This window comes from Solibacillus sp. iso_87, from assembly GCF_056173085.1.
Genome location: NZ_CM149656.1, coordinates 2,451,221 through 2,477,411, shown reverse-complemented (window position 1 = coordinate 2,477,411; position 26,191 = coordinate 2,451,221). Strand labels below are relative to the sequence as shown.

The following is a 26,191-nucleotide window of genomic DNA, read 5'->3' as shown; positions in this document are numbered from 1 at the left end:
TTACTGAAGGAATGGTACGATAATAAAGCAATATGGAAGTATCAGATGAAGGATGTGGATGAATAATGACAGCAGAAAATAAGCAAAAAGAAATTACTACATATATCGAACAGACACTTTATTTCCTATCGAATAAAGCGGACCTTGAAAAATTCCAAACAATGCTTCAAAAAAATATTGATGAAAAAAGAGCTTCCTCCACATCAACGACTGATTTTTATGATCGATTAATGTTAAATATTGCGTATTATGTGGAAAATAAAATTGCATGGACAGATCTTGTTCGGGAAACATTCAGTTCAGGAAAAGTGCCAAGCGTTTCTTATATCGAAAATGAATTAATGGCACAGCAAATGCAAATTCGCAACAGTGTCGGAGAGAAAATGGATGATTATAAGAAAGCTTTCCATCAGCAATATGAAGCATTAAAGATAGAAGATGAAGATGTGATATACGATTATGCGTATGCATCGGTAGAGCATGCATACCGAATTGATTTTTTGGCAGTTGCTTGTGCTAAAAATGCAAATATTTTAACAGAAGGCGATATCGAGGAAACAATCAAATTGCTAGATGGCTATATGGCTTATTACACGGACCAGCTTGTCAATAAAATGACGCTTTCTTAAAAGGAGATATAAAATGAACACACCATTTATTTATTTACACAAAGCACCTAAAGTAGATGCAGATAAGCAACCGGCGATTTTCTTACTGCATGGATTAGGGAGCGATGAAAACGATTTACTGCAACTTGTTGATTCATTTTCAACAAATTGTCATATTTTTAGTTTGCAAGGGCCGATTAAACATCGTCCCGGCTATGCATTTTATACATTTGAAGAAGAGGGTAAGCCGAATCGTGCCATCTTTGATAAAGTGCTGAAAGGTATTGAATTATTTATTAAAGAAGCCATTTGGGAATTCAATTTGGATGAACAGCAAATATATGTTGTTGGCTTCAACCAAGGGGCAGCGATGGCACAGTCACTTGCAATGGTGATGGGCAATGCCATTCGTGGAACAGCAGCATTAAGCGGTTATTTACCGGAATTCGCTGCGCTTGAATATAGTAAAAAAACGATGGATAAATCTAAAATCTTTATTTCTCACGGGGAATATGATTATGATTTTCCGATTGAATGGGCAGAGCATGCCGTTCGTTTTTTCAACGACTATGACACGGACGTAACATTCAGAACTTATCCGGTAGGCCATGGAGTGAGCGAGCAAAATCTACACGATTTAATCGCATTCATATCAAAAGATTTACCGAACACTATTAACTAAGAAAACAGCTGACGGAAGGTGATTTACTTCCCGTCAGCTGTTTTTTTCGTGTCCAGCAATTGTTCTGCTTCGGTAATAGACATCGGTTTATAGAAGTAATAGCCTTGACCGGCAGGACAGCCAAGTTGTTGAAGCATTGCAAGTTGTTCTTCTGTTTCAATTCCTTCGGCAATGGGACGCATTTGAATATTTTTCGCCAATTGGATGATCGTTTGAACGATTGCATACATCCCAGGTTCATTCATTGCGCTGACAAAGCTGCGGTCAATTTTGATTTCAGAAAAGGGCAACTGGGGCAAATAACTTAATGAAGAAAAGCCGATTCCAAAATCGTCGATCGAACATTCAATGCCCATAAGTCTTAGTTGATTTAAAATCTCTTTTGCTTTTTTAAAGTCCACCAATTCAATACTTTCCGTTACTTCCAGCTTTATATAATACGGCGGGACATTATATTGATAAAATATATCTCTTATATTTTGCAGGAAATTCGGATCGTAAAAATGGTCCGGCGAAATATTGAGCGCAATCGGTAAAATCTTTTTATTCTCATTTATTCGATTTTGAAGCCAGACAAGGATCTGTTTAAAATTCAGTAAATCAATCGCTTTAATTTTTCCGGTTTGTTCAGCGATCGGGATATATTTTACTGGTGAAATAAAACCAAGTTTGCTCGAATTCCAACGAGATAGTGCTTCAAAACCTTCTACTTCAATTGTCTGGAAGTTAATCTTAGGCTGCAAATAAACTTCAAATTCTTCATGTTGAAGCCCATAAGCCAATTGATTGAGGATATCCATTTCTTCCGTCAATTGTTTTGTACTATTATCTTCATATACAGCATAGCTCGTCCCAGTCCGCTTCTGTGCATTGGATAAGGCGATATCAGCCTGGTGAATGCTTTGTTCGACTGTCATCGACTGATTAAATACTGTATAACCGATTTTTAATGTAATATAGATTTCTTTACCATCGATTATAAAAGGCAATTGTGTGATCGATTCAAGATGCTTATTATAGGCAAGGAAACAATCATTTTCGTCAACTTTTCCGAAAATGAGCGAATTTGAAAAACGTGAAATTAGTGAATCACTTTCCGGAAAATATATTTGCATTCGATCTGCCACTTGACGGAGTAAATCGGCTCCGGCGTTTCTTCCGTATAAATCAACGACCTTATTAAATTCTGAAGGATGTAGAATTGCGACTAATCCCGAGTTGCCGACATTAATCCATTCTGATAATTCAGATTTGAAATAATGGAGGTTTGGTAAATTTGTTTCAACATCAAAAAAAGCAAGTCTGCTAAGCTCAATTTTCTGTTCAGCATATTTAATGGCTAATTGGATCAGCAAGGCCAATCGGTTTAAGTAATTAATATCAATTTGCTTTAGCTCTGTTGCATCCTGGTTGAACAGGGTCAAAATGCCGCTTACTTCATTTTGAGGAGTTAAAATAGGCTTTGTCCATGAACCATGGATAAAATTAAGTTGCCAATGTTTATAAAGATCTAAACGATGATCTTTTGGAGCAAAGTCCTTTAAATAAACTGCGTTCGAATTCAGGCTAGTATTAGGAGTAATTTCTAATATATTTAGTTCTCTAATAATTTCCAATGGCAATGAATGTGTACCTAACGATTTAATTTCACATTTTTCATCAAAAATGTGGATGGCACAATACACATCGCGAATATAGAAAAGTTCTATCTTCTCGGTAATTAAATTTAAAATTGACTCCAGATTATCTTCATGATCAATCGCTTCATAAACTTCATGCTCCAATTTATAAACCATTTTATTTAACTCTGCTTCCGTTGTATCTTCGCAAGTTAATAAAATATACTGAATTACATTGTCTTCATTTCGAATCGGATGCAGTGTAATCGAGTTCCAAAAAGCGGATCCTTCTTTCGTATAATGCAAAATCGTAAATTTCTTTGCTACACTTGATTTTAAATGTAAATTCAATTCTTCAATAGATGTTGCATTCGTTCTGTGTCCATTCAAAATATTGATATTTTGATGAAGCAATTCATTCATTTCAAATGATGTAAATTTTAAAAAGTGTGGATTAGCATGTAAAATAGGTAAATTTTCATCATTTATATCAATGATGAGCGATCCTTTCGAAAGCTGGTTACTTAAGGTTTTTAGCCAATTAAATAAGCGGTCTTTTGATAGGGGTATAAATTGATCAATGGTCATTCTAACTTCCCCTTTAAAAAGTAATGTGTATTTTAACTAAAGTATAACAAAATTCCTATAAATTTAAAGCGAGATTATATTAATATAAAAATATCCCTTTTAATTGAGTCCAAAGTACTTGATAAAAAATAGAGTATGTTAACTATTTTAACGCATAAAAAAGAAACTAGTAAATATTTTACTAGTTTCTGTAAACCTTATTTTCGATATTCGTCGATTTTAGTTGTAATTTTATCTTTAACATCAGCAACTCTTTCCTGTGCTTCCCCTTTTAGCTGATCGCGCTGACCATCCACTTGTAAAGATGGATCATTTGTATTTTTACCGATTTCTTCTTTTACTTCACCTTTAATTTTGTTTCCTGCGCCTTTTAGTTTATCTGTAAATCCGTTTGACATAATATGACCTCCTAAAAGTTTAGATAATAATCATATTCCCTCTTGTATTAATGCTAAACAAAATGGATAGAAAATTCGGATTTAAGCAGAATAAAGAAATTGTTATTTTGTGTAGGTTTTGTATAAGTGATGAAGAATTTCCTGACCATCTTCTTTTATAAGTGTCTGACCATCCATTTTCATGGATACTTTTGTTTTTATTTCATCCATTGTGCCGTTGTTAAATGAAAGAATAACTTCTACTTCGTCATTTTCTTTTAACAGTTCTTTTTGGCTCGCAGAAAATGAATGATGGGCGAATAAACCGTTATCTTGCCAAGTCCCTGTGATTTTCAACTGCTGGGTTTCATCGCTGTCGTCATAATCCCATTGAACATCGCGTAATATAGTCTTAAATAAGTCGTTAATAGTAAAAGTTTTATTGTCGAATTCGATTTCAGTAGCTCGAATGGAATGGACATCGATTGAAATAGCTGAAGCTGCTTCATTTGCCTTGGAATTAATACCTGCTGCCGCCTCTTTTAAATCCGCTACCGTATCACCACATCCAGCCAATAAAATTACAGTAAATATTACTAAACTAAATCTTCTCATTAGAATCCCTCCAATGCTGTCATTTCATTCATCTTACTAAATTGTGATGAAAGATTCGCACCGATTTTGAAACAGATTGTGAAAAAATTGTAACAGTTCGTTAATTGGTTGAATAAAGAAATCCTTTACCGAAATTGTTTGCATTGTTTGGTGATGAATAACGTTCGCAACTCTGGGTATGATTAGAAATAGATAGGAATCGCTTGGCGCTGAAAAGTCCATCATCTAAATAATCGAAAGTGAGTGATTTTTAATGCGGATTAATGATGAATTGCTAGACAAACTTGGAATTTACTTTGTGTATCATGAAGTGTACAACAAATATGGCATTACTTTTGAAAGCTTTGTTGATCGTTGGACAAGAGGAATTCTGGAAATATAATTTTGTGTGAGTGAGAAGTATTAATAGATCATAAATTCATTTCGATATGATGAAAAAGATGCGACCTCGTGGGAGGAAGTGTCTTTTTTCTGTTTTCTTTTGGGAAATAGTTGTTTACGATAAAACTAACTACATAAATGATTAAAGGAGAACAGACAATGAAAGTACGTGAATTGGGTATAAAGATTGGACAATTGCCTTCAGGGGATAAAAACTGTATTACCGATATTGAAGGTATAAGTGTCGGGCATGTGACATTGGATTATCCGTTAAATGATTCAGGTGATGCTGCCTGTACCGGAGTAACGGCTATTTTACCGCATCAAGGCAATCTTTTTCGGGAAAAGGTAACAGCAGCCAGCTATGTATTAAACGGCTTCGGTAAAACAACCGGTCTCGTTCAAGTGGATGAACTTGGTGTAATCGAGTCGCCGATAATGCTAACTAATACATTTGGGGTACCAAACGTATCACAAGGGACACTCCGGTATTTACTTGAACAAAACGAAGAGATCGGAATTTCGACTGGTACAGTTAATATCGTTGTCGGCGAATGCAATGATAGCCATTTAAACTCCATCCGTCATTTTCCGGTGACACCTGAACATGCAATTGAAGCCATACAGCAAGCTAAAACAGATGTTATAGAAGAGGGAGCAGTCGGAGCAGGAAAAGGTATGGTTTGCTTTGGCTATAAAGGAGGAATTGGCAGCTCTTCACGCATCGTTGAAGATAAGGCTGGCCAAAAATATACTGTCGGATGCCTCGTATTGAGTAACTTTGGCAAGGCGAGCGAATTTTTGACAGAACGGTATAAGGTAACGGCTGTCAACGGAGAATCGACAATTAGTCCTACAGATGGCTCTATTATTATTGTAATGGCGACAGATGCCCCATTAAGCAGCCGCCAGCTGAAACGAGTTATAAAACGATGCGGCATAGGGTTAGGGAGAACAGGCAGCCATTATTCCCATGGGAGCGGAGATATTGTCATCGGTTTTACAACAGCCTGTACAGTAAATCATCAATTCGATGGTGAACTGGAAAGTCGCCAACAGATTAGGGAAGATCATGACGTCATGAACTCATTATTTATGGCAGCTGTCGAAGCGACAGAAGAAGCAATCCTGAATTCTTTGTCGCAAGCTAAAACTACAGCGGGAAGAAATAATCATAAAGTCCAAAGTTATAATTTTGTCGAATAATGTATTTTTCCATTAGAAAGTTTATTGAGTCTTTTACATAACATCTATGTAGAAGGCTTTTTTCTTATGAAAATATAATATCTATTGGGATAATATGTTTAATCTTTTTTAAAATAATGCTATTTATCTAGGTTTTGGCACTTTATAATTTAATTATTTTATTGAGAAAACTATTAGAAAAAACTTCCACAATCGAAATAAGTATGGTATTTTATAGATTATAAATAAAAGACTGAAAAATCTAAATCTTCTAAATTGTTATTCTAGACTGATGAATAAATAAAAAATGAAAGGAGAAATGTTATAAATGAAAGTATATATAAGTGCGGACATCGAGGGGATAACGGGCACAACCGTGTGGAGTGAAACCGAACTGAGCGCTCCGGATTACGCCCAGTTTCAAAAACAAATGACAAAAGAAGTGCTTGCCGCAATTGAAGGGGCATTTGCAGGTGGTGCTAATGAAATTTTACTGAAGGATGCACATGATTCCGGCCGAAATATTCTTATTGAAAACTTGCCGGAGAATGTAAAAATCATTCGCGGATGGACACAAGAGCCGATGTGCATGGTTGCCGGATTGGATAGCAGTTTTGACCGGGCGATTTTTATTGGCTATCACAGTGAGGGCGGAAGTGAGAAGAACCCGCTTGCCCATACATTGAGCTTATTGGCGGATGTCAAAATAAACGGGGAATATGCTAGTGAATTTTTAATAAATACATATGCAGCAGCCCTCCATGATGTACCGGTTGCTTTTGCCAGCGGAGACCAGGCATTGACAGAACATATCGCCCGCTACAATGACCAAATCGTCACATTCGCAACAAAAGAGGGAGTCGGTCATGCAACAATTAATGTAAGTCCGCAAACGACATTAAAGCAGACGAAACATCTTGTTGAAAAGGCGATGAAGATTGAGCGAACAAAACTTCAAATAGAATTGCCGAAACACTTTACGGTGGAAATTATTTATAAGGATCATATTAAAGCATACCGGAATTCGTTCTATCCAGGCGCAACATTTAAACCGCATAATACAGTCCAGTTCGAAACGACTGATTATTTTGAAGTGTTGAGACTGTTACAATTTTTAACTTAAAGCAGGTGAATCTATGAAAATATCAAAGGTTGAGTTGGGGCTTGTCGATGCACCTCTTATTACCCCGTTTAAAACAGCACTACGTACAGTAAATAGTATACGAAATATCGCCGTCTTTATTTTTACCGATAACGGACTAATCGGCATTGGTGAAGCTGCGCCGACCCATGTCATTACAGGAGAGACACTTTCATCAATCCGCTATGCGATAGAAGAAGTGATAGCACCATCGATTATCGGAGTTGAAATTGATGAAATTGCGCTGCTTTGTCAAAAGGTCGATGCGTGTCTCTACCAAAATACGAGTGCTAAAGCGGCGGTCGAAATTGCTCTTTATGATTTATGGGCGAAACAATACAATGCGCCCCTTTATAAATTGCTAGGGGGCTATCGAAAGAACATTACAACGGACATCACGATTAGCGTGAATGGAACAGATGAAATGGTGAAAGACAGTTTAGCAGCTGTTAAACGGGGCTTTTCCATTATAAAAGTGAAAGTCGGTAAAAATCCAGTAGATGATGTTGAACGGGTTATGGCAATTCGAAAAGCAGTAGGACCTGAAATTACATTAAGAGTTGATGCCAACCAAGGATGGAATGCAAAAGAAGCTGTAAAAATCATTGGACAGCTTGAAGATAAGGGGGCGGATATCGAGCTCGTTGAACAGCCTGTACACTACAGTGATGTGAAGGGCATGCAATATGTCACAAGCAATACGTTTACAAATATTTTGGCGGATGAAAGTGTATTTTCTCCAAAGCAAGCGATCGAGGTCATTGAAAAGCGGGCCGCGGATTTAATAAATATTAAGCTGATGAAAACAGGGGGTATTTCGAAAGCACAACAAATTAACCACATTGCAGAGGCAAATGGTGTCGCTTGTATGATTGGCTGTATGCTTGAAACAAAAATTAGTGTCAGTGCAGCTGCGCATTTTGCAGCAGCCAGCAAAAATGTCACAATGGTCGATTTAGATGGACCAAGTTTGTGCAGTGAAGATCCAATTGGAGGGGGGCCGATTTTCGAAGGGGAGAATATTCAGATGACCGATGCTCCCGGTATCGGGTTATTAATAGAGGCTTACTTAGCCAGATAGAAAAGAGAAATGGGGGAAATGATTTTGAAAAAATCTTTGTTAGCATTACTTTGTATGTTTGTACTCGTACTAGCAGCATGTGGTGATTCATCGGATTCTGGTGAAGCATCGGAATATCGAACAGTGTATTCGGGTGAAATTAAAACGCTGAACTATTTAAAAACAGCAGAAACAAATGAATTTGCATTATCTGCAAATTTAGTAGAAGGATTAATAGAATATGACCAATACGGAGTTGTTAAGCCGGGATTAGCAGAAAGCTGGGAATCCAATGAAGATGCAACTGTATGGACATTCAAACTTCGTGATGATGTAAAGTGGGTAGACCATGAAGGTAAAGATGTAGAAAATGTTGTGGCACAGGATTTTGTAGACGGTTTAAATTATGTGCTTGATGCGAAAAACGAATCTGCAACAGCGTGGATTGCAACAGTCGTGAAAAATGGTGATGCCTTCTACAATGGCGAAGTAACGGATTTCTCGGAAGTAGGTATTAAAGCGATTGATGAAACAACGCTTGAATATACATTGGAAGCTCCGACACCATACTTTTTATCGATGCTGAACTATGTATGTTTCTTCCCGGTAAACGGGGAATTCTTAGCTGAAAAAGGCGATGCGTTCGGAACGACTCGCGAGAATATTTTATATAATGGCGCATATATTTTAGATAAATTCGAACCTCAGAATGAGCGTGTACTTGTGAAAAACGATGCTTACTGGGATAAAGAAACAGTGAAAATCGATCGTATCCGCTATAAGTACAATAAAGAAGCAGCAACAGTTGCACCTGAACTGTTCTTACGTGATGAAATTGATGGTGCATTAATTCCGACATCCATTTTGGATGAATGGTTAAACAGTGACGACAAAAAAGATTTAGTACGCCAAAACACAAATAACTTCTACACATACTTCTATGCATTAAACTTTGATCCACAATATGATGCAGAGTATGAGCCTGAAAACTGGAAAGTCGCAGTAAACAATAAAGATTTCCGTAAATCGCTTTATCATGCGCTTGACCGTGTATCGGCGATGTTAACAATCGAGCCATACAATCCACAAGATTTATTATCAAATACAATTACACCGAAGAACTTTGTGGATGTTGAAGGTGTAGATTACACAATGCTTGAGCCATTAAAAGCAATTACAGAAACAGATTCATTTAACAAAGATTTAGCTCTTGAACATAAAGAGGCGGCGTTGGCTGCATTAGCTGGTAAAGCAACATTCCCAGTAAAGGTATTATTGCCATACAACTCTGGTTCACCAGAATGGGCAAACCGTTCACAAGTAGTGGAACAACAGCTTGAAAACCTTTTAGGTGCTGATTACATCGATGTGGAACTATTTGCAGGTCCAGCGACAGGATTCCTTGGTGAAGTACGTCGCCCTGGTAAGTTCTCAATGATCGAAGCAAACTGGGGTCCGGACTTTGCTGACCCGTCCACGTATACAGATCCATTTACAGAAGGAGGAACATATAATAAGCCGGAAATGGCAGAAGGTTATAACAGTGAATATAACAAGCTAGTCGAAGCTGCAAAAGCAGAAGTAGATCCGGCAGTACGTTATGAGCTATTTGCAAAGGCAGAGGCATTTTTAATTGAGGAAGCATTTGTTATTCCGTATGCTGTAGGCGGCGGTGGTTATACTGCTTCAAAATTAAATCCATTTGAATCACAATATTCGCCATTTGGTGTTACATCCGAGAAGTTTAAAGGTCAGTCTATCCTAGAAAAGCCAATGAGTAATGAAGAATTCAAGTCTGCTAAAGAAGCATGGGAAAAAGAACGTGCGGAAGCATTAGCAAACACTTCTAATTAATACGGAGGCATTTTAAATGGAGGTAGATTAGGAGATGACAGGATGTTTCTGCATCTCCTTTCTGCTTTTATATACTTCATTCGGGCGATGTTACGAATTCATTAAAAGAGTAATTGACGCAAGCGACAAACAAGACACCGGACGCATAACGCTGAAGAATTACTGAGGAGGGAACGTGTTTGTTAAAGTATATTGCGAAACGATTCGCGCAATCCATATTGACGTTATTTATCATCATTACAATAGTTTTCTCCCTGTTACGATTAATGCCTGACGAAGGCTATTTAGGCGCGGCAGCAGAAAAGATGTCGCCAGAACAACAGGAAATCTATTTAACAAATCTTGGCTTACGGGATCCGTTGTTAGTCCAACTAAAAAACTTCTACATTGACCTTATTCAAGGCGACTTAGGAAAATCGATTACATACCGTACAGATGTACCAGTACTTGACATTATTCAAGATAAAATGATGTATTCTATCTTGTTCGGATTAGGGGCTGTAGCGCTCTCACTACTAGTTGGAGTACCGTTGGGCATTTTAATGGCCCAGTTTAAAGGACGCTGGCTCGACAGGCTCGGCACAGGCTATATCGTTATTGTAGTAGCAGTACCGGCGATGGTGTATTTCCTTATGATTCAAATGTATATTTCGGAATGGTTCAATTTGCCGATGCTGTTTGATGAATACAATCCACGGAGTTTTATCTTACCGTTAATCTGTTTGGCACTTGGTCCGATTGCTTCTTATGCAATGTGGATGCGACGCTATATGGTAGATGAGCTGAACAAGGATTATATTAAGCTTGCACGTGCAAAAGGTGTGACAGAACGTACGATTATGTTCCGCCATGTGATGAGAAATGCATTCATACCAATGGCGCAATATTTACCTGCAACAATTTTATTTACGATTACCGGTTCGATTTACATTGAATCATTATTTTCGATTCCAGGTATGGGTGGATTGCTCGTAGATGCGATACAGCGCCAGGATAACAATGTCGTACAAGGTTTAGTGCTTGTATTTTCTTCACTAGGGATCATTGGGTTAATTTTAGGGGACTTACTGATGGCAATTGTTGACCCTCGAATTAAACTAGGGAAAGGGGACAGTGTACGCTAATGGGAATTTTCACGAAAGAGATTCAAAATATTTCGGAAAAATCAACAGAACAGCTGCAGGATCATATGTTTGATTTTGCCGCTGTCGATGATGCAAAAGCGGAAGAAACAGCTTATTCCAATTACTCTTATTGGCGTTCGACCTTCCGCTCCTTTAGTAAAAATAAAATTGCTGTATTTTTGCTTGTCTTTGTGATCGTATTGATTGCATTTACATTTGTCCAACCTTATTTACCAGATCAGAAATCGCCGACTCAAATTTATTTAAATCCGGACACAGGAATGCAGGACCGGAATGTTGCTCCAAATGATGAATATATTTTTGGGACAAACTCCATCGGTCAGGATTTGTGGTCCCGAATTTGGGAAGGGACAAGAACTTCATTATTTATCGGTTTTGCTGTAGCTATTATCGAAGTGCTGATCGGCTTTACAGTAGGGGCTTTATGGGGCTATTCGCGAAAACTCGAGGCACCGATCACCCAACTATACAATATCGTGGATAATATTCCGACAACGATTGTGCTGATTTTAATGGCGTATATTTTACGACCTGGCGTCTCGACGATCATTATCGCCATGTGTATAACAGGCTGGGTAGAAATGGCACGCTTCCTGCGAAATCAGATCGTTATACTGCGCGACCGTGAGTACAATCTGGCATCCAAAACATTAGGAACGCCCGGCTACAAAATTATCTTGAAAAACCTGCTTCCATATTTAATTTCGGTTATTATGCTGCGAATGAGTTTAGCAGTGCCGGCTGCAATTGGTGCGGAAGTATTTTTAACATATATCGGCCTCGGATTGCCGGTTAGTGAGCCATCATTAGGAAACTTGATCAATGAAGGACGGGTACTGATGATGTCACCGGATTTACGTTATCAGCTTATTTTCCCAAGTATCGTGCTGAGTGTCATTACAATTGCCTTTTATATTATCGGGAATGCATTTGCAGATGCGGCAGATCCGAAAAATCACGTTTAAAGAGGAGGGCGTTATATGGAACAGGAAAAAATATTATCCATCGAAAATCTAGTCATAAAATTTAAACTGCGTGGACAAACATTGACGGCTATCCGAGATATTTCGCTCGATTTATATAAGGGAGAAAGTCTTGCAATCGTAGGGGAATCAGGTTCAGGGAAATCGGTGTTAGTAAAGTCTATCATGGGTCTGCTTGATAAAAACGGCTATATTGCGGATGGACAAATCCACTTTGATGGTCATGATTTATCGAAATTCAAAACAGAGGCGGATTGGCTCAAAGTTCGCGGCAAAAAAATCGCCATGGTTACACAAGACCCGATGACTTCGCTTAATCCGCTGAAAACAATTGGAAAACAGATTGAAGAAAGTGTCGTGCTGCACCAAGGATTAAAAGGGAACGAAGCATATGAAAAAACATTGCAGCTGCTGCGTGATGTTGGGATTCATGATGTTGCGCGCCGCTATAAGCAATACCCGCATGAATTTTCCGGCGGGATGCGTCAGCGAATCGTAATCGCGATTGCTGTTGCCTGCAACCCGCAAATCCTAATATGTGATGAGCCGACAACAGCACTGGATGTAACGATACAGGCGCAAATCTTGCAGCTGTTAACAAATTTGCAGGAGAAGTATTTGTTGACGACAATTTATATTACGCATGATTTAGGTGTCGTGGCAAAAGTTGCGGACAGGATAGCAGTTATGTATGCAGGGGATATTATTGAAGTTGGACAAACTGAGGAAGTGTTTTTCGACGCGAAACATCCGTATACATGGGCCTTAATTTCGTCACTCCCTCAATTGGGAAATAAAGGGGAAGAATTATATTCAATTAAAGGAACACCGCCGAATTTATTTAAAGAAATTAAAGGGGATGCGTTTGCACCTAGGAATCAATATGCACTGAAAATTGACTTTGTTGAACGTCCGCCTTTTTTCAAAGTGACCGATACCCATTATGCACGCACGTGGCTGCTTGATCCAAAGGCACCGAAAGTAGAGCCCCCTGAAGTGTTGCAAGCCTTTTTCGCAGAAGGGAGACAATATGCAAATGACTAAAATTAATTATGAAAAACTGATTGAAGTGAAAAATATTGATATCGTTTTTGGACAAGGTAAAAAACAGTTCAAAGCGGTGGATAATGTGAGCTTCGATATATATAAAGGTGAAACATTCGGGCTTGTCGGGGAATCCGGTTCAGGCAAAACGACGATTGGCCGTGCGATTATGCGCATTAATCCGATAACAAACGGAGAAATTCTATTCCATGGAAAACCGATTAATGGCCGTATTTCCAGTGCATGGGACCGCGAAATTACACAAAAGATTCAAATGATTTTCCAGGACCCGGGCGCATCTTTAAATGAACGTGCAAAGGTTGACTATATTGTTTCGGAAGGCCTGATTAACAATAAACGGTACACCAATGAACAGGAGCGGATCGATAAAGTAAAAAAAGCATTACTGGAAGTCGGACTGCTGCCGGAATTTGCTTCACGTTTCCCGCATGAGTTTTCAGGCGGGCAACGTCAACGTATCGGTATTGCCAGAGCACTTGTCATGGAACCGGAATTTATCGTAGCGGATGAACCGATCTCTGCGCTGGACGTTTCGATTCGTGCTCAAGTATTGAACTTATTATCCAGCTTACAGGAACATCGTGAGTTAACGTATTTATTTATCGCCCATGACCTGTCGATTGTCCGCTTTATAACTGATCGGACGGCGGTCATTTATAAGGGGAAAATCGTTGAACTAGGTGAAACAGAAAAGCTGTTTAATAATCCGCTGCATCCTTATACGAAAGCATTACTGGCAGCCGTTCCAGAACCGAATCCGTTAAAAGAGCGCAGAAAAAAGCTGCAGGTGTATGATCCGACTGTCCATCAATATGAAATGGACCCACCCGAATTTGTTGAAATTGAAGAAGGACATTTCGTATTGGCCAATCAAGAAGAGCAGGCACAGTATCGGGCGGTGCTTGCCGGAAGTGGAGTGTAGACGATGGCAATGATAATTCCGAAGTCACTGAAAAAAGGCGATATTGTAGCATTAATCAGCGCATCGGGAGCAACACCGGAACATCGTATCGAACGAGCGATTCAGGCGGTGGAGAAGCTGGGTTTCCATGTAGTTGTAGGGGAAACGTGCAGAGCGCGACACGGTTATTTTGGAGGCAGTGATGAGCTGCGCGCAAAAGAGTTGAATGACATGTTCCGAAATCCTGAAATAGACGGTATTTTTTGTATTCGCGGAGGCTATGGGGCAACACGAATTTTACCGATGCTTGATCTGGAGATGATTAGAGAAAACCCGAAAGTATTTGCAGGCTACAGTGATGTTACAGCACTGCATATTGTATTCAGTCAGCACTGCGGCTTTGTAACGTACCATACACCGATGCCGTCAACGGAATTTATTCGTCCTGAAATGGATGACTATACATGGGGGTATTTCATCAACAGTGTGACGAATACCGGATGGAGTGATTATTTCCTGGAAAATGCGAAAGGCCAGAATATGAACACGGTTGTTCCCGGTACTGCTACAGGGGAATTAGCTGGAGGCAATTTAACACTTGTAGCAGCATCTCTAGGAACACCGTACGAGATTGATTTGACAGGCAAAATTCTGTTTTTGGAAGACATCGATGAAAATGTACAGCGGATCGACCGGATGCTGACACAGCTATCATTGTCGGGGAAACTTCAGCAGCTGTCGGGTATTGTGCTGGGTGCGTGGACAGATTGTGGGCCAATGGATGTAAATAACCCAGAAAATAATTTGAGTTTGGATACGGTATTTGAAGAAATTTTAGTACCTTTGAATATTCCAATATTAAAAGATGTAACATGTGGTCATGTGCTGCCGACGATGTCATTGCCGCTTGGTAAAACCGTAACAGTCGATGCGACGAATAAATCAATTCGGGTTGTAGGTTAGTTCGATGCATAAACAACTTGATCGCATTATTGCACAGTGCCCATATAAAGTGCATGTCATTGTCGAAGATTACAATACTAACGAGATTGTATGGGAAAATCGGGGCGAGGAAATTTTCAGCAGTGCAAGTATTATCAAAGTGCCGATTCTCATTGCTATTTTGGCGCATTTGCAAAAAACGAACGGCAATTTGAATCACGTTTATGAAATTGCACCGGAAAACATGGTCGAGTTCAGTATTATAACTGAGCAGAGGCAAACTCGAGCTACACTGCACGAGCTGTTACTTTGGATGACAATTACGAGTGACAATACAGCTACAAATGTATGTATTGATTTATTAGGCATGGATGCATTCAATAACTATTTTAAAGAAATTGGCTTACATAATACTCGGGTCCAGCGGAAGATGATGGATTTTGAACGTCAAAAGCTTGGCTTTGATAATGAAACAACAGCGCAGGATATGCAACACCTTTTCCGGCAAATATATAGAAGTACGCTGCTTACAAAAGAGTGGAATGCAGTTGCACTCGATATTTTGAGCAGGCAGCGCAGTCACGAATCACTTAAACGCTATATCGTAGATGATGTAAAAATCGCGCATAAAACAGGCGGTCTCGATACAGTCGACCATGACACTGGAATTGTTTTGGCAAAAGAACGCGATTATTTTATCGGAGTTTTCATTACAGAAGTGACCGACAATGACAAAGCGAGACAAACGATTGGTACTATTTCTAAAATAGTCTACGATTATTTTACAAAACAGGAGGAGGGAATTGATTGAATGCCGTTGTGAAAATGAAGATTGCAAGTTTACATGCAGCACCAGACCGACATTCAGAGTTAATCGATGAGGCGTTGTACGGGATGCCAGTCGAAGTACAAGAAGAAATTGATGATAATTGGGTCAAAATACGAACGTTTTACCGTTACGAAGGCTTTACACTAAAATCCAACTTGTACGTTGGAACTGAACCTACAGTAAACTGGGTATATGAAGCAAATGATGTCGTTACTCAAAGCTTTGCCGATGTCCTTAAAGCTCCAAAAATACAAAGTGAAAACATCCTGACATTGACACGAGGCGCTTTTATTAAAGTTATTCTGGAAGCAGGGCTTGATCCAACTTGGGCAAAAGTGCAGCTTGTTACAGGAGAAGAAGGGTATGTACGGTCAGCCTGGATTCAGGAGCGTGTTAAAGTATATACGACAAATGAAGAAGAATTTCGCAAACAAGTCGTGGAAACTGCTTTTCGCTATATGGGAACACCATATCGATGGGGCGGAAAAACGCCTTTAGGCATTGACTGTTCAGGTCTTGTATCAATGGCGTATATGCTGAACGGTGCTTTTATTTACCGTGATGCGAAAATAGAGGAAGGTTTCCCATTAAGGAAAATAGAAGGCGACAACTTAAAGCCGGGAGATCTGATTTTCTTCCCTGGCCATGTAGCGATGTATATTGGTAATGATGAGTATATCCATTCCTCACTAGGCGGAAACGAGGTCAATGTGAATAGCTTGAACTTGCAGCATGATCATTACCGTGAAGACTTGGCGACAACGATTACGGAGTGCGGCAGCATTTTTTAATCCAATAAAAAAGGGTCAACTCAGCAAGATTACTCTGAGTTGACCCTTTTAGTTACATGAAAATTGATTCGTTCAATTAAAAGTTTTTAAGAATCCATTCGTTAGCTTCTACCCAATTATTAACGCGAATGACATTATTCGGTACAGGCATTTGATTGTATGGCGTATCAAATAAAATGACAGGAATTTTAAGCTCTTCGGCAATTTCCACTGCATTATCATGTTTGTCTTCGAAAAAAGCTTCTACTGCATGCTTTTTTGCGATGGCAATTTTGTTATGACTGCCGATACATTCGATATGGTTGTAAGGAACTTTAAATTGATCAAACCAGTTTTTCGTAATATCGAAAACATTTTCTCCACGTGCAGAAATATAATAAAGCTCATACTGGTTTTGCCAGCCTGTTAAAATGCGGTGCGCATCTTCAGCAAGCTCACTCACTTCATACATTCGTGGCTCGTTTTCTTTAAACCAGGCTTGAAACTGCGCGCGGTCTACAGGGTGCGGAAAGCCACTTAAAAAATCATATTCCGTTACATCTTGTAGCGTCATATTAATATTGTACTGTTTATTAATATGTGGAATCAATGTGGCAGGACATGTAACAGTCCCGTCAATATCAATGCCGAACCGATGTTTTAAGTTTGTCATTTCCATTACCTCTTTTCTTTACACAGTTGCATTAGCTTCTGCTTCACGCTTAGCCACCATTTCAGCAGCTAATTTATCGATTTCTTTCTTCAGTTCTTCCACCATTGTTTCTTCCGGAACTTTACGAACTGTTTTACCTTTCATGAATAAAAGCCCTTCGCCACGAGCACCGGCAATGCCGATATCCGCTTCACGTGCTTCACCAGGACCGTTTACCGCACAGCCTAAAACAGCTACTTTTAACGGAACATTCAGTTTTGAAATATATTCTTCTACTTCGTTGGCAATTGAAATTAAATCGATTTCGATACGACCGCAAGTCGGACAAGAAATTAATGTCGCCATATTTGATGCCAAGCCGAATGATTTTAATAATTCACGAGCTACTTTAATTTCTTCCACTGGATCTGCAGATAAAGAAATACGTAAAGTATTCCCGATACCTTTAGATAAAATCGCACCTAAACCGGCAGCTGATTTAACAGTACCGGCAAATAATGTACCTGATTCTGTAATACCTAAATGCAGTGGATAATTGAATGCTTTTGATGCTTTTTCATATGCTTCAATTGCCAAGTTTACGTCTGATGCTTTCATCGAAACGATAATGTCATGGAAATCCAAGTCTTCTAAAATTTTTATGTGGTGCAATGCAGATTCCACCATTCCATCTGCAGTAGGGTAACCGTATTTTTCGAGGATATGACGCTCTAAAGAACCGGCATTAACACCGATTCGGATTGGTATACCTTTTGCTTTTGCCGCATTTACAACTGCCTCTACTTTTTCGCGGCGTCCGATGTTACCCGGGTTGATACGTACTTTATCGATGCCACCTTCAATGGCTTTTAATGCTAATTTGTAATCAAAGTGAATATCCGCTACTAATGGGATATTAATTTGTTTTTTTATATCAGGTATTGCATTTGCAGCACGCTCATCGGGTACTGCAATACGTACGATCTGACAACCTGCCTCTTCTAAACGTTTAATTTCGGCAACAGTTGCTTCTACATCATGTGTTTTCGTCGTACACATACTTTGGATTACGACTTCGTTATTACCACCAATTGTTAAGTTACCGACACGCACAGGACGTGTTTTCGTACGGTGAACGATTTCACTCATGAAAAATTCTCTCCTTTTCAGGCTTTTAATGTGTTACATCTCCTAATAGATATAACGATATGTAAGCCGTCACTGTTCCTTATTTTATCAGTGTATGAAAAGAAGAACAAGGAAGAAACATTATGAATTCAATTTAGACAATTTTCCTTCACGTTCGAGATGATTGGGATTAGGACGGTATCTCCAGGCACAAGTGGCTGTAAATTTAAATGCGGATTAAGTTGATAAAATTGGGCAAGTCTTTCAGGAAAAGTGGTTTTAATAGGCGAGGGAGTTGCTGAAAATAGGCTGTAAATTGTATCGTCCTGTTGGATTTTTACGACAACGTAGCTTCCTTGTTCACCTTCCTCACATGATTGTGGAGCAGCATAAAAGGATGCTAATGGGAGCGTACCTTCTTGTAAATCTACTTTAATGACAAATGCAAACAGCAAAAGAACAATGGAAGCTATTAAAAAGCGCAAAAAAAATCCTCCTTTTCTCTACAATTCAACTCGTTAATAGATTGTTAAACTATATGATTCAGAAGGAGAATTTATTATTTTTGTACGGGATATTTTGTTAAGGCAACGATTATAAAGAACATTGTAATAAAAATACTACTAAGTGTGATAATAGTTTGTGAGATCAAAAACAGATTTCCGAACATCGTCAATACTGTTCCCCACGTACTTGAAAAAACAGCTGTTCGCCATACTTGACGATATTCGCCCCGGCGTCTCATCGGCCTAATGAAAAATTGGCCTGCTAGTGCATACAAACTTACTTTAATAAAATAGATCGACGTATTCAGTACAAATAAAAATACAATGGCAATCGGATAAACAATCCACTGAATATTTTGTGCATACTCCTCAATTTCCGAATAGCCGAAAATCTCGGCTGTCCCGGCATTAATAAATTGGCCGAATGAAAAAGCAGTAATAAGGGTAATCATTAAAAAGGCATACTGCATCACTTTTCCGATTGATAGAATTCGGTATGCACCCAGCTTTTTAGGGCTCGTTAAACTATGTATAAATAACTGCATATGTGAAATTTTCATAATAATCGAATACTCCTTTACAAAGTAGTGTAACATGAAAAAATTTTGATTTGAACTCGGAAAATTAAATTGAATCTTTTCTTCGTAAATTACGTATAATTTGTGAAAACATAATAGGAAGAAGATTAGAAAGGAAGTGAAATAAGTGGATATTATTGCATGGACACTTATTATTGCGCTGTTTATTATTGCGTTTATCGGTTTAGTATATCCGATTATCCCATCCGTCTTATTTTTACTTGGCGGGTTTATCGTTTATGGGCTGTTTTATAGTTTCACCGAATTGTCGTGGTGGTTCTGGGTAATTGAACTACTATTTGTTGCACTGTTATTTGCGGCAGATACGATCTCGAATCTGATCGGAGTGAAAAAATTTGGCGGATCAAAAGCAGGTATGTGGGGAAGCACGATCGGTTTATTGATCGGCCCATTTGTTATACCGTTTGCGGGTATCATCGCGGGGCCGTTTATCGGTGCGATCATTGGTGAATTAATTGTGACACGAAGCAATCTACAGCAGGCAATTAAAGTCGGTGTTGGATCAGTTGTAGGATTCTTAACATCGGTCGTAACAAAAGGGATCATTCAAGTAGTTATGATTGTCTTGTTTTTTATTGCCATTTAATTTTTTATTAATAATTGAAGCAGATTGAAATGATGAGGAGCAAATATTTGTAAAATCAAATAGGTATCGCTTACACTGGTATAGGAAAGATTACAAACAACAGGCAATATAAGTAATCCGCAGCCTTTCCGTCAAAAGACTGAAATGCAAATATTACTGTTTTTTTCATTGAATGAGGAATCATTTTTTGATAACCTAGTATTGTAATCAACATTAATTACTTGTTCCAGGGAGGAATATTAACATGGCATTCAAATTACCAGAATTAACTTACGCTTACGACGCATTGGAACCACATATCGATGCAAAAACAATGGAAATTCACCACTCTAAACACCACAATACTTACGTAACAAACTTAAACGCAGCAGTAGAAGGTACAGAATACGCTGACAAAGACATCAACGAGTTAATCGCTAACATCGATGCTTTACCAGCTGACAAACAAACTGCTGTACGTAACAACGGTGGCGGACATGCTAACCACACATTATTCTGGGAATTAATCGCTCCAGGCGGTTCTAACACTCCAGTAGGTGAAGTAGCTGCTGCAATCGATGCAAAATTCGGTTCATTTGACGCTTTTAAAGAAGAATTCGCAAAAGCTGCAACAACTCGTTTCGGTTCAGGTTGGGCATGGTTAATTGTTGATGGTGACGGTGTAGCTGTTACTTCAACTCCAAACCAAGACTCTCCAGTAATGGAAGGCAAAACGCCAATCCTAGGCTTAGACGTTTGGGAGCACGCATACTACTTAAACTACCAAAACCGTCGTCCAGATTACATCGGTGCATTCTGGAACGTAGTGAACTGGGACGTAGTAGAAGCTAAATTCCAAGCTGCAAAATAATTAAAGTTATTTTTGTACCGAAAGCAAAGCGGCAGATACAAAATAATTTAAACGAAAACGCATGAGAAGTTTCATTACTTCCATGCGTTTTTTATGTATTTTTTTACAGTTTTCTGCTACGCTCAAAATAATAAACAGAATAGGGGTGCAGTGGATGATTGATGAATTTGTCGCGCAAATTGATGAGAAGTGGCACGGTGCTTATATAAAATTAATGGAGACAATTGATGAAAACTTGCCGCCAGGGTTTGAAAAGTCAATTGACCGGAATATGATCGTATATAATGTACCAATAACAACCTATCCAAAAGGGTATCATGTAACACCGAACACACCATTACCGTTTTTGGCGCTTGCTCCACAAAAGCGCCATATTGGGCTTTATCATATGGGCATCTACAGTAATCCTGAACTTCTCAAATGGTTTCAGGAAGCTTATGCCGAAGCGGTGCCTACAAAGCTGAATATGGGGAAAAGCTGTATTCGCTGGACCTCAACAAAACATATACCATATGACCTGATAGGGGAACTGAGCAAAAAAATGACGGTAGATCAGTGGATTGCTACCTATGAAAGTGAAGTACAGAGATAATAAGAAGGACATTAATACAATAAGTTTAGTTGTCCTTTTTTAAAGTTTCGTTTAAGCGATAAAATTCATAAATATATTTGTTTAATGTCTCAGGCGCAAGCAAATAATCTTCTTTATGCCATTGAATAAGAATGCCCATAATCGAGTTCGCTGTATAGCTTGCCAAATACTCAAGCTGCTGGTCGGATATATGCTCGATATCTTCTAAATGCGACTCCAATATAAAGGAGCGGATTGTCTCTAATAATTTATGATAATAAAGCATCGGTGTTTTTTCATCAAAAACAATCCGGTAGAACGCTTCATGCTTTTTGACATGGTGAAAAATTTGAATCATTTCAGGCGTTAGCATGGATAAATTATCTTTCGTCATATCGTATGGAAAATCGTACGAAAACTTTAAATCTTTCACGATGTCATTGAAATATCGCTCAAATACTCCGTGGACATTTTTATAATGCAAATAAAATGTTCCACGGTTAATTTCTGCAATGCGGCAAATTTCTGCTACCGTAATGTTCTCCAAAGATTTCTTATTCAGTAAAATAAGAAGCGCTCTTTGCAGGCTGTCATGTGTCTTCTTTACTCGTAAGTCCATAAAAATTTCCCCTTTAATGAACAGATTAATAAAAAGTGTTGGATAATGTACGGAATTCCAATTAGCTGTTGTTTGTACATTAATTTGCTTTCAATTATAATTTTTATTGAACAGATGTACAATAACTACTATTACCAAAGGAGAGAGTTATAATGAAATTACAGGATAAAGTAGCAATCGTAACAGGTGCCGCTTCTGGTATGGGGAAAGCTATCGCGGAAGCTTATGCAAAAGAAGGAGCAAAAGTAGTTGTTTCGGATTTAAATGAAGAAGGCGCAAAAACAGTTGCGGATGAAATTACTGCAAACGGTGGTACCGCATTTGCGATCGCAACAAATGTAGTGAAAGATGAAGACTTGCAAAAATTATTTGACGCTACAATTGAAAACTACGGTCAGTTGGATATTTTAGTAAACAATGCAGGCATTATGGATGGATTTGAGCCTGTAAATGAAATTACAGATGCACGATGGGACATGATTTTCGCTGTTAATACTACTTCTGTTATGAAGTCAATGCGTATTGCAACAGATATGTTCTTAAAACAAGGTCATGGTGTTATTGTAAATAATATTTCAGCAGGCGGTTTAAACGGTGGTCGTGCAGGTGCGGCATACACTGCTTCGAAACATGCAGTTGTAGGTCTAACAAAAAATACCGCATTCATGTTCTCTCAATCCGGTATTCGTGTAAACGGAATCGCACCAGGTGCTGTTATGACAAATATCCAACAGTCGATGCAAAATGTCAGCCAATACGGTGCCGGCCAACAGCAAAAAGGTTCCGCATTAATTCCACGTGTAGGAAATCCGGATGAAATCGCGAAATTGGCAGTATTTTTAGGTTCGGAAGATTCAAGTTTCATCAACGGTCAAATTATTACAGCGGATGCTGGTTGGACAGCTTATTAAGCATATATTTTCTAAAAGGCTCTGTAACTTCGGTTGCAGAGCCTTTTTTTCATATTTAATTTTCCCCCATATAGTCGTAAGTACACCTAAACTAAGCTACTTGTGAATAAAGTATAAAGAGGTGAGGAATAAATGAGCATGACGTACAAAAATATACTAGTTGCCGTGGATGAAACGAATGAGTCGCTGATTGCATTTAGAAGAGCTGTGCAAGTGGCACGGGGTAATGTCGGAAGTAAGCTGTATATTGTTCATGTAATCGATACTCGTTCCTTTGCATTTTCAGAAGGCTATAACTTTGATATGGCGGAAAAATTTACGAATAATAAGAAGGATCTTTTAGATTCATTCGAGAAAAAAGCGCAGCAGTCAGGGTTTACAAATATTAAAAAAATTATTGAATATGGGACACCTAAGCACGTTATCGCACGAGATATCCCTCAGCAGGAAGAAATTGATTTAATTATTTGCGGTGTAACAGGAAAAGGGGAATTAGCCCGTTTTTTCCTAGGTTCCGTATCGGAAGGGATTTTAAGAAATGCCCGCTGTGACGTCCTTGTTGTAAGAAATACTTAATTAAATGCCGAAGCTCCACATTAATTTTCGTGAAGCTTCTTTTTTTATGAAACTTTATAAAAGCACAGCCGTCTAAAAGATGAATAATTAAAATCTGAACTCTTTTTTCGTAGAGTTTTCAGTGCTATACTAAAAGCTATGACTATACATTCATGTACACGCTACATAAAGTAAGGAAGGGGAAGTGTTCTTTGCGCAAAATTACGCAAAATCGTCAGCAAAATCCGAAGGCAAAGCAACGGGCAAGTTTAACTTTTCGGATGAATGTCCTTTTCTTTTCAATATTTGTTTTGTTCTCATTACTAATTTTTCGTCTAGGATATATCCAAATTGTAAAAGGTGAAGATTATGTCCGCGCATTAGAGCGTACAGAGGAAGTACGGGTAAATACAAGTGTACCCCGTGGCCGTATTTTTGACCGCTATGGTCGTATTTTAGTTGATAATCAGCCAGAAAATGCGATTACGTATACAAAAATGCAAACGACAAAATCCGCTGAAATGCTTGAAATTGCAGAAAAACTTGCACATATCATCGAGCAGCCGACAGAAAAAGTAACGCATCGAGATAAATTAGATTTCTGGATTTTACGGAATCCGGAAAAGGCAAAAGAAAAAGTTACACAAAAAGAAATGACGAAATTCCAACTTGAAAATGAAGAGTTAGAAACGAAGGAAATCAATAAAGAATATGATCGACGAATCCGGGATCGTATTACAGATAAAGAATTGGAAGAGCTTTCCGATTTTGATCTGGAAGTTCTGGCAATTTACCGAGAAATGATGACAGGTTATAATTTATCACCACAGATTATTAAAGGTGAGAATGTTACACCGGAAGAGTTTGCCCGAGTTTCAGAACAATTGGCGGATCTGCCTGGTGTAAATACGACAACCGATTGGAAGCGAGTGCGTCTATCTCCATTGGCGATTTTAGGTCGAACAACGGTACCGAGCAAAGGTGTACCTAAATCAAAACTGGACTATTATTTAGCCCGTGAATACTCTCGTAACGACCGAGTTGGGGAAAGTTATTTTGAAGCACAGTATGAAGAAATATTGCAAGGTGAAAAATCAGTTGTTAAAAACATCACGAATAAAAAAGGTCAAGTTGTTGAAACGATGACAACTTTTGCAGGGGAGCCCGGTAAAGATTTAGTAACAACAATCGATGTGGAACTCCAGCAAAAAGCCGATGAAATTTTGGAAAAGTATTTAGTGGAATTGAAAGCTAAAGGTGGTTCCCAATTACTGGATCGCGGCTTTTTAGTTGCAATGAACCCAAAAACCGGTGAGCTTTTATCGGTAGTCGGTAAAAAAATAGAAAAAGATAAAGACACTGGTAAACCTTATATTGTTGACTATTCTTATGGTACATTTACGTCTGCATATGAAGCAGGGTCTACTGTAAAAGCAGCAACCGTTCTAATGGGATACAATGAAGAAGTTATTAAGCCGGGAACTGTCATGCTCGATTCACCAATGCGAATCGGTAACATTACTTTAAATACACTATTCAACAAGACTGGTAGTGTCATGCTGGATGATTTGACGGCATTAGAGCGTTCATCAAATATCTATATGTTCAAAATTGCGATGGGTATTGGTGGTCGTACGTATTCACCTGGTATGCGATTTAGTTTAGCATCAGGGACATTGCAGACAATGCGAAATGAATATGCACAGTTCGGACTAGGTGTACCAACAGGGGTTGACCTTCCTGGTGAATCAATCGGGTATCAGGCTGATCCGGATACCGATGTGAAACTATTAAACTTGGCAATCGGACAGTTTGATACGTATACGACAATGCAATTGGCACAATATATTTCAACAATTGCAAACGGCGGTTACCGTATCCAACCGAGAATGCTTAAAGAAATTCGCAACCCCTCTAAAGATGGCGAATATTTAGGGCAAGTTGTGGAAGAAGTAACACCTAAAATTTTAAACAAAATCGAAAACAGCCAACAGGAAATTGATCATGTTAAAGAAGGTTTGCGCCGCGTTTACTTCGGTGCGAATGGCTCTGCCCGTCGTCAATTTGAATCAGCAGACTATACGGCTGGTGGTAAAACAGGTACTGCTGAGGTAGTTTACTATGGACCACAGCGAGATAAATGGAGAACAAACACAATCAACATTGTCCATGTAGGTTTTGCACCATTTGATGATCCTGAAATTGCATATGCAGTTATTTTCCCATGGGCTACAACGAACTTTAACAATAACTATTTACCTCAGGCGAATTTGACGGCCCGTGAATTAGTAGATTCATATTTTGAGTTGAAAAACAAATATGCGGGTGAGGGCTTATCTACAAGTAAAGTAGAAAAACCAATCATTAAGCATTCTGATGAAAAGCTGGATGAGGACGAAGAAGTCGAAACAGTAAATGAATAAAATAATGATCCCGTAGTTTCTAGCTACGGGATTTTTTTAAGGGGAA

At 38.7% G+C, this 26,191-nt stretch carries 27 protein-coding genes; 19 read left to right on the top strand and 8 right to left on the bottom strand.

The window, feature by feature from the left end; genetic code table 11:
- Positions 1 to 65: 65 nt before the first annotated feature.
- Positions 66 to 629, top strand: a complete 564-nt coding sequence (locus tag AC0VXV_RS12605) for a DNA helicase (RefSeq protein ID WP_475528517.1) — start codon at positions 66 to 68, stop codon at positions 627 to 629.
- A 13-nt stretch (positions 630 to 642) separates the two neighbouring features.
- Complete coding sequence (locus AC0VXV_RS12600) at positions 643 to 1,290, top strand: alpha/beta hydrolase (protein ID WP_475528516.1); 648 nt, start codon at positions 643 to 645, stop codon at positions 1,288 to 1,290.
- A 23-nt stretch (positions 1,291 to 1,313) separates the two neighbouring features.
- Here AC0VXV_RS12600 and AC0VXV_RS12595 read toward each other — a convergent pair whose 3' ends face one another.
- From AC0VXV_RS12595 to AC0VXV_RS12585, 3 genes are all read right to left on the bottom strand, one after another.
- Entirely contained in the window at positions 1,314 to 3,497 is a 2,184-nt protein-coding gene (locus AC0VXV_RS12595; RefSeq protein WP_475528514.1) for an EAL domain-containing protein, read from the bottom strand.
- A 197-nt stretch (positions 3,498 to 3,694) separates the two neighbouring features.
- A complete protein-coding gene (locus AC0VXV_RS12590) occupies positions 3,695 to 3,895 on the bottom strand; it encodes a CsbD family protein (protein ID WP_079527857.1) in 201 nt (66 codons plus the stop codon).
- A 102-nt stretch (positions 3,896 to 3,997) separates the two neighbouring features.
- A complete protein-coding gene (locus AC0VXV_RS12585; protein WP_475528513.1) occupies positions 3,998 to 4,489 on the bottom strand; it encodes a 23S rRNA methyltransferase in 492 nt (163 codons plus the stop codon).
- Positions 4,490 to 5,029: 540 nt separating this feature from the next.
- Here AC0VXV_RS12585 and AC0VXV_RS12580 point away from each other — a divergent pair.
- From AC0VXV_RS12580 to AC0VXV_RS12530, 11 genes are all read left to right on the top strand, one after another.
- Complete coding sequence (locus tag AC0VXV_RS12580; RefSeq protein WP_475528512.1) at positions 5,030 to 6,076, top strand: P1 family peptidase; 1,047 nt, start codon at positions 5,030 to 5,032, stop codon at positions 6,074 to 6,076.
- A 307-nt stretch (positions 6,077 to 6,383) separates the two neighbouring features.
- A complete protein-coding gene (locus AC0VXV_RS12575) occupies positions 6,384 to 7,178 on the top strand; it encodes a M55 family metallopeptidase (protein ID WP_475528510.1) in 795 nt (264 codons plus the stop codon).
- Between the two features lie 13 nt (positions 7,179 to 7,191).
- Positions 7,192 to 8,277 (top strand): dipeptide epimerase, encoded by a 1,086-nt coding sequence (locus AC0VXV_RS12570; RefSeq protein WP_475528508.1) that lies wholly within the window; start codon positions 7,192 to 7,194, stop codon positions 8,275 to 8,277.
- Positions 8,278 to 8,331: 54 nt separating this feature from the next.
- Complete coding sequence (locus AC0VXV_RS12565; protein WP_475531463.1) at positions 8,332 to 10,110, top strand: peptide ABC transporter substrate-binding protein; 1,779 nt, start codon at positions 8,332 to 8,334, stop codon at positions 10,108 to 10,110.
- Between the two features lie 179 nt (positions 10,111 to 10,289).
- Positions 10,290 to 11,234, top strand: coding sequence for an ABC transporter permease (locus AC0VXV_RS12560; protein ID WP_475528507.1), 945 nt, complete (start codon positions 10,290 to 10,292; stop codon positions 11,232 to 11,234).
- Complete coding sequence (locus AC0VXV_RS12555; RefSeq protein ID WP_475528506.1) at positions 11,234 to 12,220, top strand: ABC transporter permease; 987 nt, start codon at positions 11,234 to 11,236, stop codon at positions 12,218 to 12,220. The genes AC0VXV_RS12560 and AC0VXV_RS12555 overlap by 1 nt, the downstream gene beginning before the upstream one ends.
- A 15-nt stretch (positions 12,221 to 12,235) precedes the next feature.
- The gene (locus tag AC0VXV_RS12550; RefSeq protein WP_079527841.1) at positions 12,236 to 13,282 is read left to right on the top strand and encodes an ABC transporter ATP-binding protein; all 1,047 of its coding nucleotides are present in this window, start codon (positions 12,236 to 12,238) and stop codon (positions 13,280 to 13,282) included.
- The gene (locus tag AC0VXV_RS12545; protein WP_475528505.1) at positions 13,275 to 14,225 is read left to right on the top strand and encodes an oligopeptide/dipeptide ABC transporter ATP-binding protein; all 951 of its coding nucleotides are present in this window, start codon (positions 13,275 to 13,277) and stop codon (positions 14,223 to 14,225) included. The genes AC0VXV_RS12550 and AC0VXV_RS12545 overlap by 8 nt, the downstream gene beginning before the upstream one ends.
- Before the next feature lie 3 nt (positions 14,226 to 14,228).
- Positions 14,229 to 15,167 carry a S66 peptidase family protein gene (locus AC0VXV_RS12540; RefSeq protein WP_475528503.1) on the top strand — a complete coding sequence of 313 codons (939 nt, stop codon included), beginning with the start codon at positions 14,229 to 14,231 and terminating at the stop codon, positions 15,165 to 15,167.
- A 4-nt stretch (positions 15,168 to 15,171) separates the two neighbouring features.
- On the top strand, positions 15,172 to 15,957 hold the full coding sequence (locus AC0VXV_RS12535; RefSeq protein WP_475528502.1) for a serine hydrolase: 786 nt from the start codon (positions 15,172 to 15,174) through the stop codon (positions 15,955 to 15,957).
- Positions 15,954 to 16,766, top strand: a complete 813-nt coding sequence (locus AC0VXV_RS12530) for a C40 family peptidase (RefSeq protein WP_475528501.1) — start codon at positions 15,954 to 15,956, stop codon at positions 16,764 to 16,766. Before AC0VXV_RS12535 ends, AC0VXV_RS12530 begins: the two co-directional genes overlap by 4 nt.
- Before the next feature lie 76 nt (positions 16,767 to 16,842).
- On the opposite strand, the gene AC0VXV_RS12525 is transcribed toward AC0VXV_RS12530, so the two are convergent.
- The 4 genes from AC0VXV_RS12525 to AC0VXV_RS12510 all read right to left on the bottom strand — a co-directional run bounded on the left by AC0VXV_RS12525 (position 16,843) and on the right by AC0VXV_RS12510 (position 19,591).
- Positions 16,843 to 17,418, bottom strand: a complete 576-nt coding sequence (locus AC0VXV_RS12525; protein ID WP_475528499.1) for a 5' nucleotidase, NT5C type — start codon at positions 17,416 to 17,418, stop codon at positions 16,843 to 16,845.
- A gap of 18 nt (positions 17,419 to 17,436) precedes the next feature.
- Positions 17,437 to 18,546, bottom strand: a complete 1,110-nt coding sequence (ispG, locus tag AC0VXV_RS12520; RefSeq protein WP_475528498.1) for a flavodoxin-dependent (E)-4-hydroxy-3-methylbut-2-enyl-diphosphate synthase — start codon at positions 18,544 to 18,546, stop codon at positions 17,437 to 17,439.
- 128 nt (positions 18,547 to 18,674) lie between these two features.
- A complete protein-coding gene (locus tag AC0VXV_RS12515) occupies positions 18,675 to 19,010 on the bottom strand; it encodes a hypothetical protein (RefSeq protein ID WP_475528496.1) in 336 nt (111 codons plus the stop codon).
- 74 nt (positions 19,011 to 19,084) lie between these two features.
- Entirely contained in the window at positions 19,085 to 19,591 is a 507-nt protein-coding gene (locus AC0VXV_RS12510) for a DUF1189 family protein (RefSeq protein ID WP_475528495.1), read from the bottom strand.
- 145 nt (positions 19,592 to 19,736) lie between these two features.
- Here AC0VXV_RS12510 and AC0VXV_RS12505 point away from each other — a divergent pair, with 145 nt between their 5' ends.
- From AC0VXV_RS12505 to AC0VXV_RS12495, 3 genes are all read left to right on the top strand, one after another.
- On the top strand, positions 19,737 to 20,216 hold the full coding sequence (locus AC0VXV_RS12505) for a DUF456 domain-containing protein (protein ID WP_475528494.1): 480 nt from the start codon (positions 19,737 to 19,739) through the stop codon (positions 20,214 to 20,216).
- A 244-nt stretch (positions 20,217 to 20,460) separates the two neighbouring features.
- The gene (locus AC0VXV_RS12500) at positions 20,461 to 21,066 is read left to right on the top strand and encodes a superoxide dismutase (protein WP_008408572.1); all 606 of its coding nucleotides are present in this window, start codon (positions 20,461 to 20,463) and stop codon (positions 21,064 to 21,066) included.
- Between the two features lie 154 nt (positions 21,067 to 21,220).
- On the top strand, positions 21,221 to 21,658 hold the full coding sequence (locus tag AC0VXV_RS12495) for a DUF1801 domain-containing protein (RefSeq protein ID WP_475528493.1): 438 nt from the start codon (positions 21,221 to 21,223) through the stop codon (positions 21,656 to 21,658).
- A 25-nt stretch (positions 21,659 to 21,683) separates the two neighbouring features.
- Here the strand turns inward: AC0VXV_RS12495 and AC0VXV_RS12490 are convergent, their stop codons facing one another.
- Positions 21,684 to 22,256, bottom strand: a complete 573-nt coding sequence (locus AC0VXV_RS12490; protein ID WP_475528492.1) for a TetR/AcrR family transcriptional regulator — start codon at positions 22,254 to 22,256, stop codon at positions 21,684 to 21,686.
- Positions 22,257 to 22,408: 152 nt separating this feature from the next.
- Here AC0VXV_RS12490 and AC0VXV_RS12485 point away from each other — a divergent pair, with 152 nt between their 5' ends.
- The 3 genes from AC0VXV_RS12485 (at position 22,409) to AC0VXV_RS12475 (ending at position 26,145) form a co-directional block, all read left to right on the top strand.
- Entirely contained in the window at positions 22,409 to 23,167 is a 759-nt protein-coding gene (locus tag AC0VXV_RS12485; protein ID WP_079527814.1) for an SDR family oxidoreductase, read from the top strand.
- A 132-nt stretch (positions 23,168 to 23,299) separates the two neighbouring features.
- Entirely contained in the window at positions 23,300 to 23,743 is a 444-nt protein-coding gene (locus AC0VXV_RS12480; RefSeq protein WP_475528490.1) for a universal stress protein, read from the top strand.
- A gap of 191 nt (positions 23,744 to 23,934) precedes the next feature.
- Positions 23,935 to 26,145 carry a peptidoglycan D,D-transpeptidase FtsI family protein gene (locus AC0VXV_RS12475; RefSeq protein WP_475528489.1) on the top strand — a complete coding sequence of 737 codons (2,211 nt, stop codon included), beginning with the start codon at positions 23,935 to 23,937 and terminating at the stop codon, positions 26,143 to 26,145.
- Positions 26,146 to 26,191: the final 46 nt, after the last annotated feature.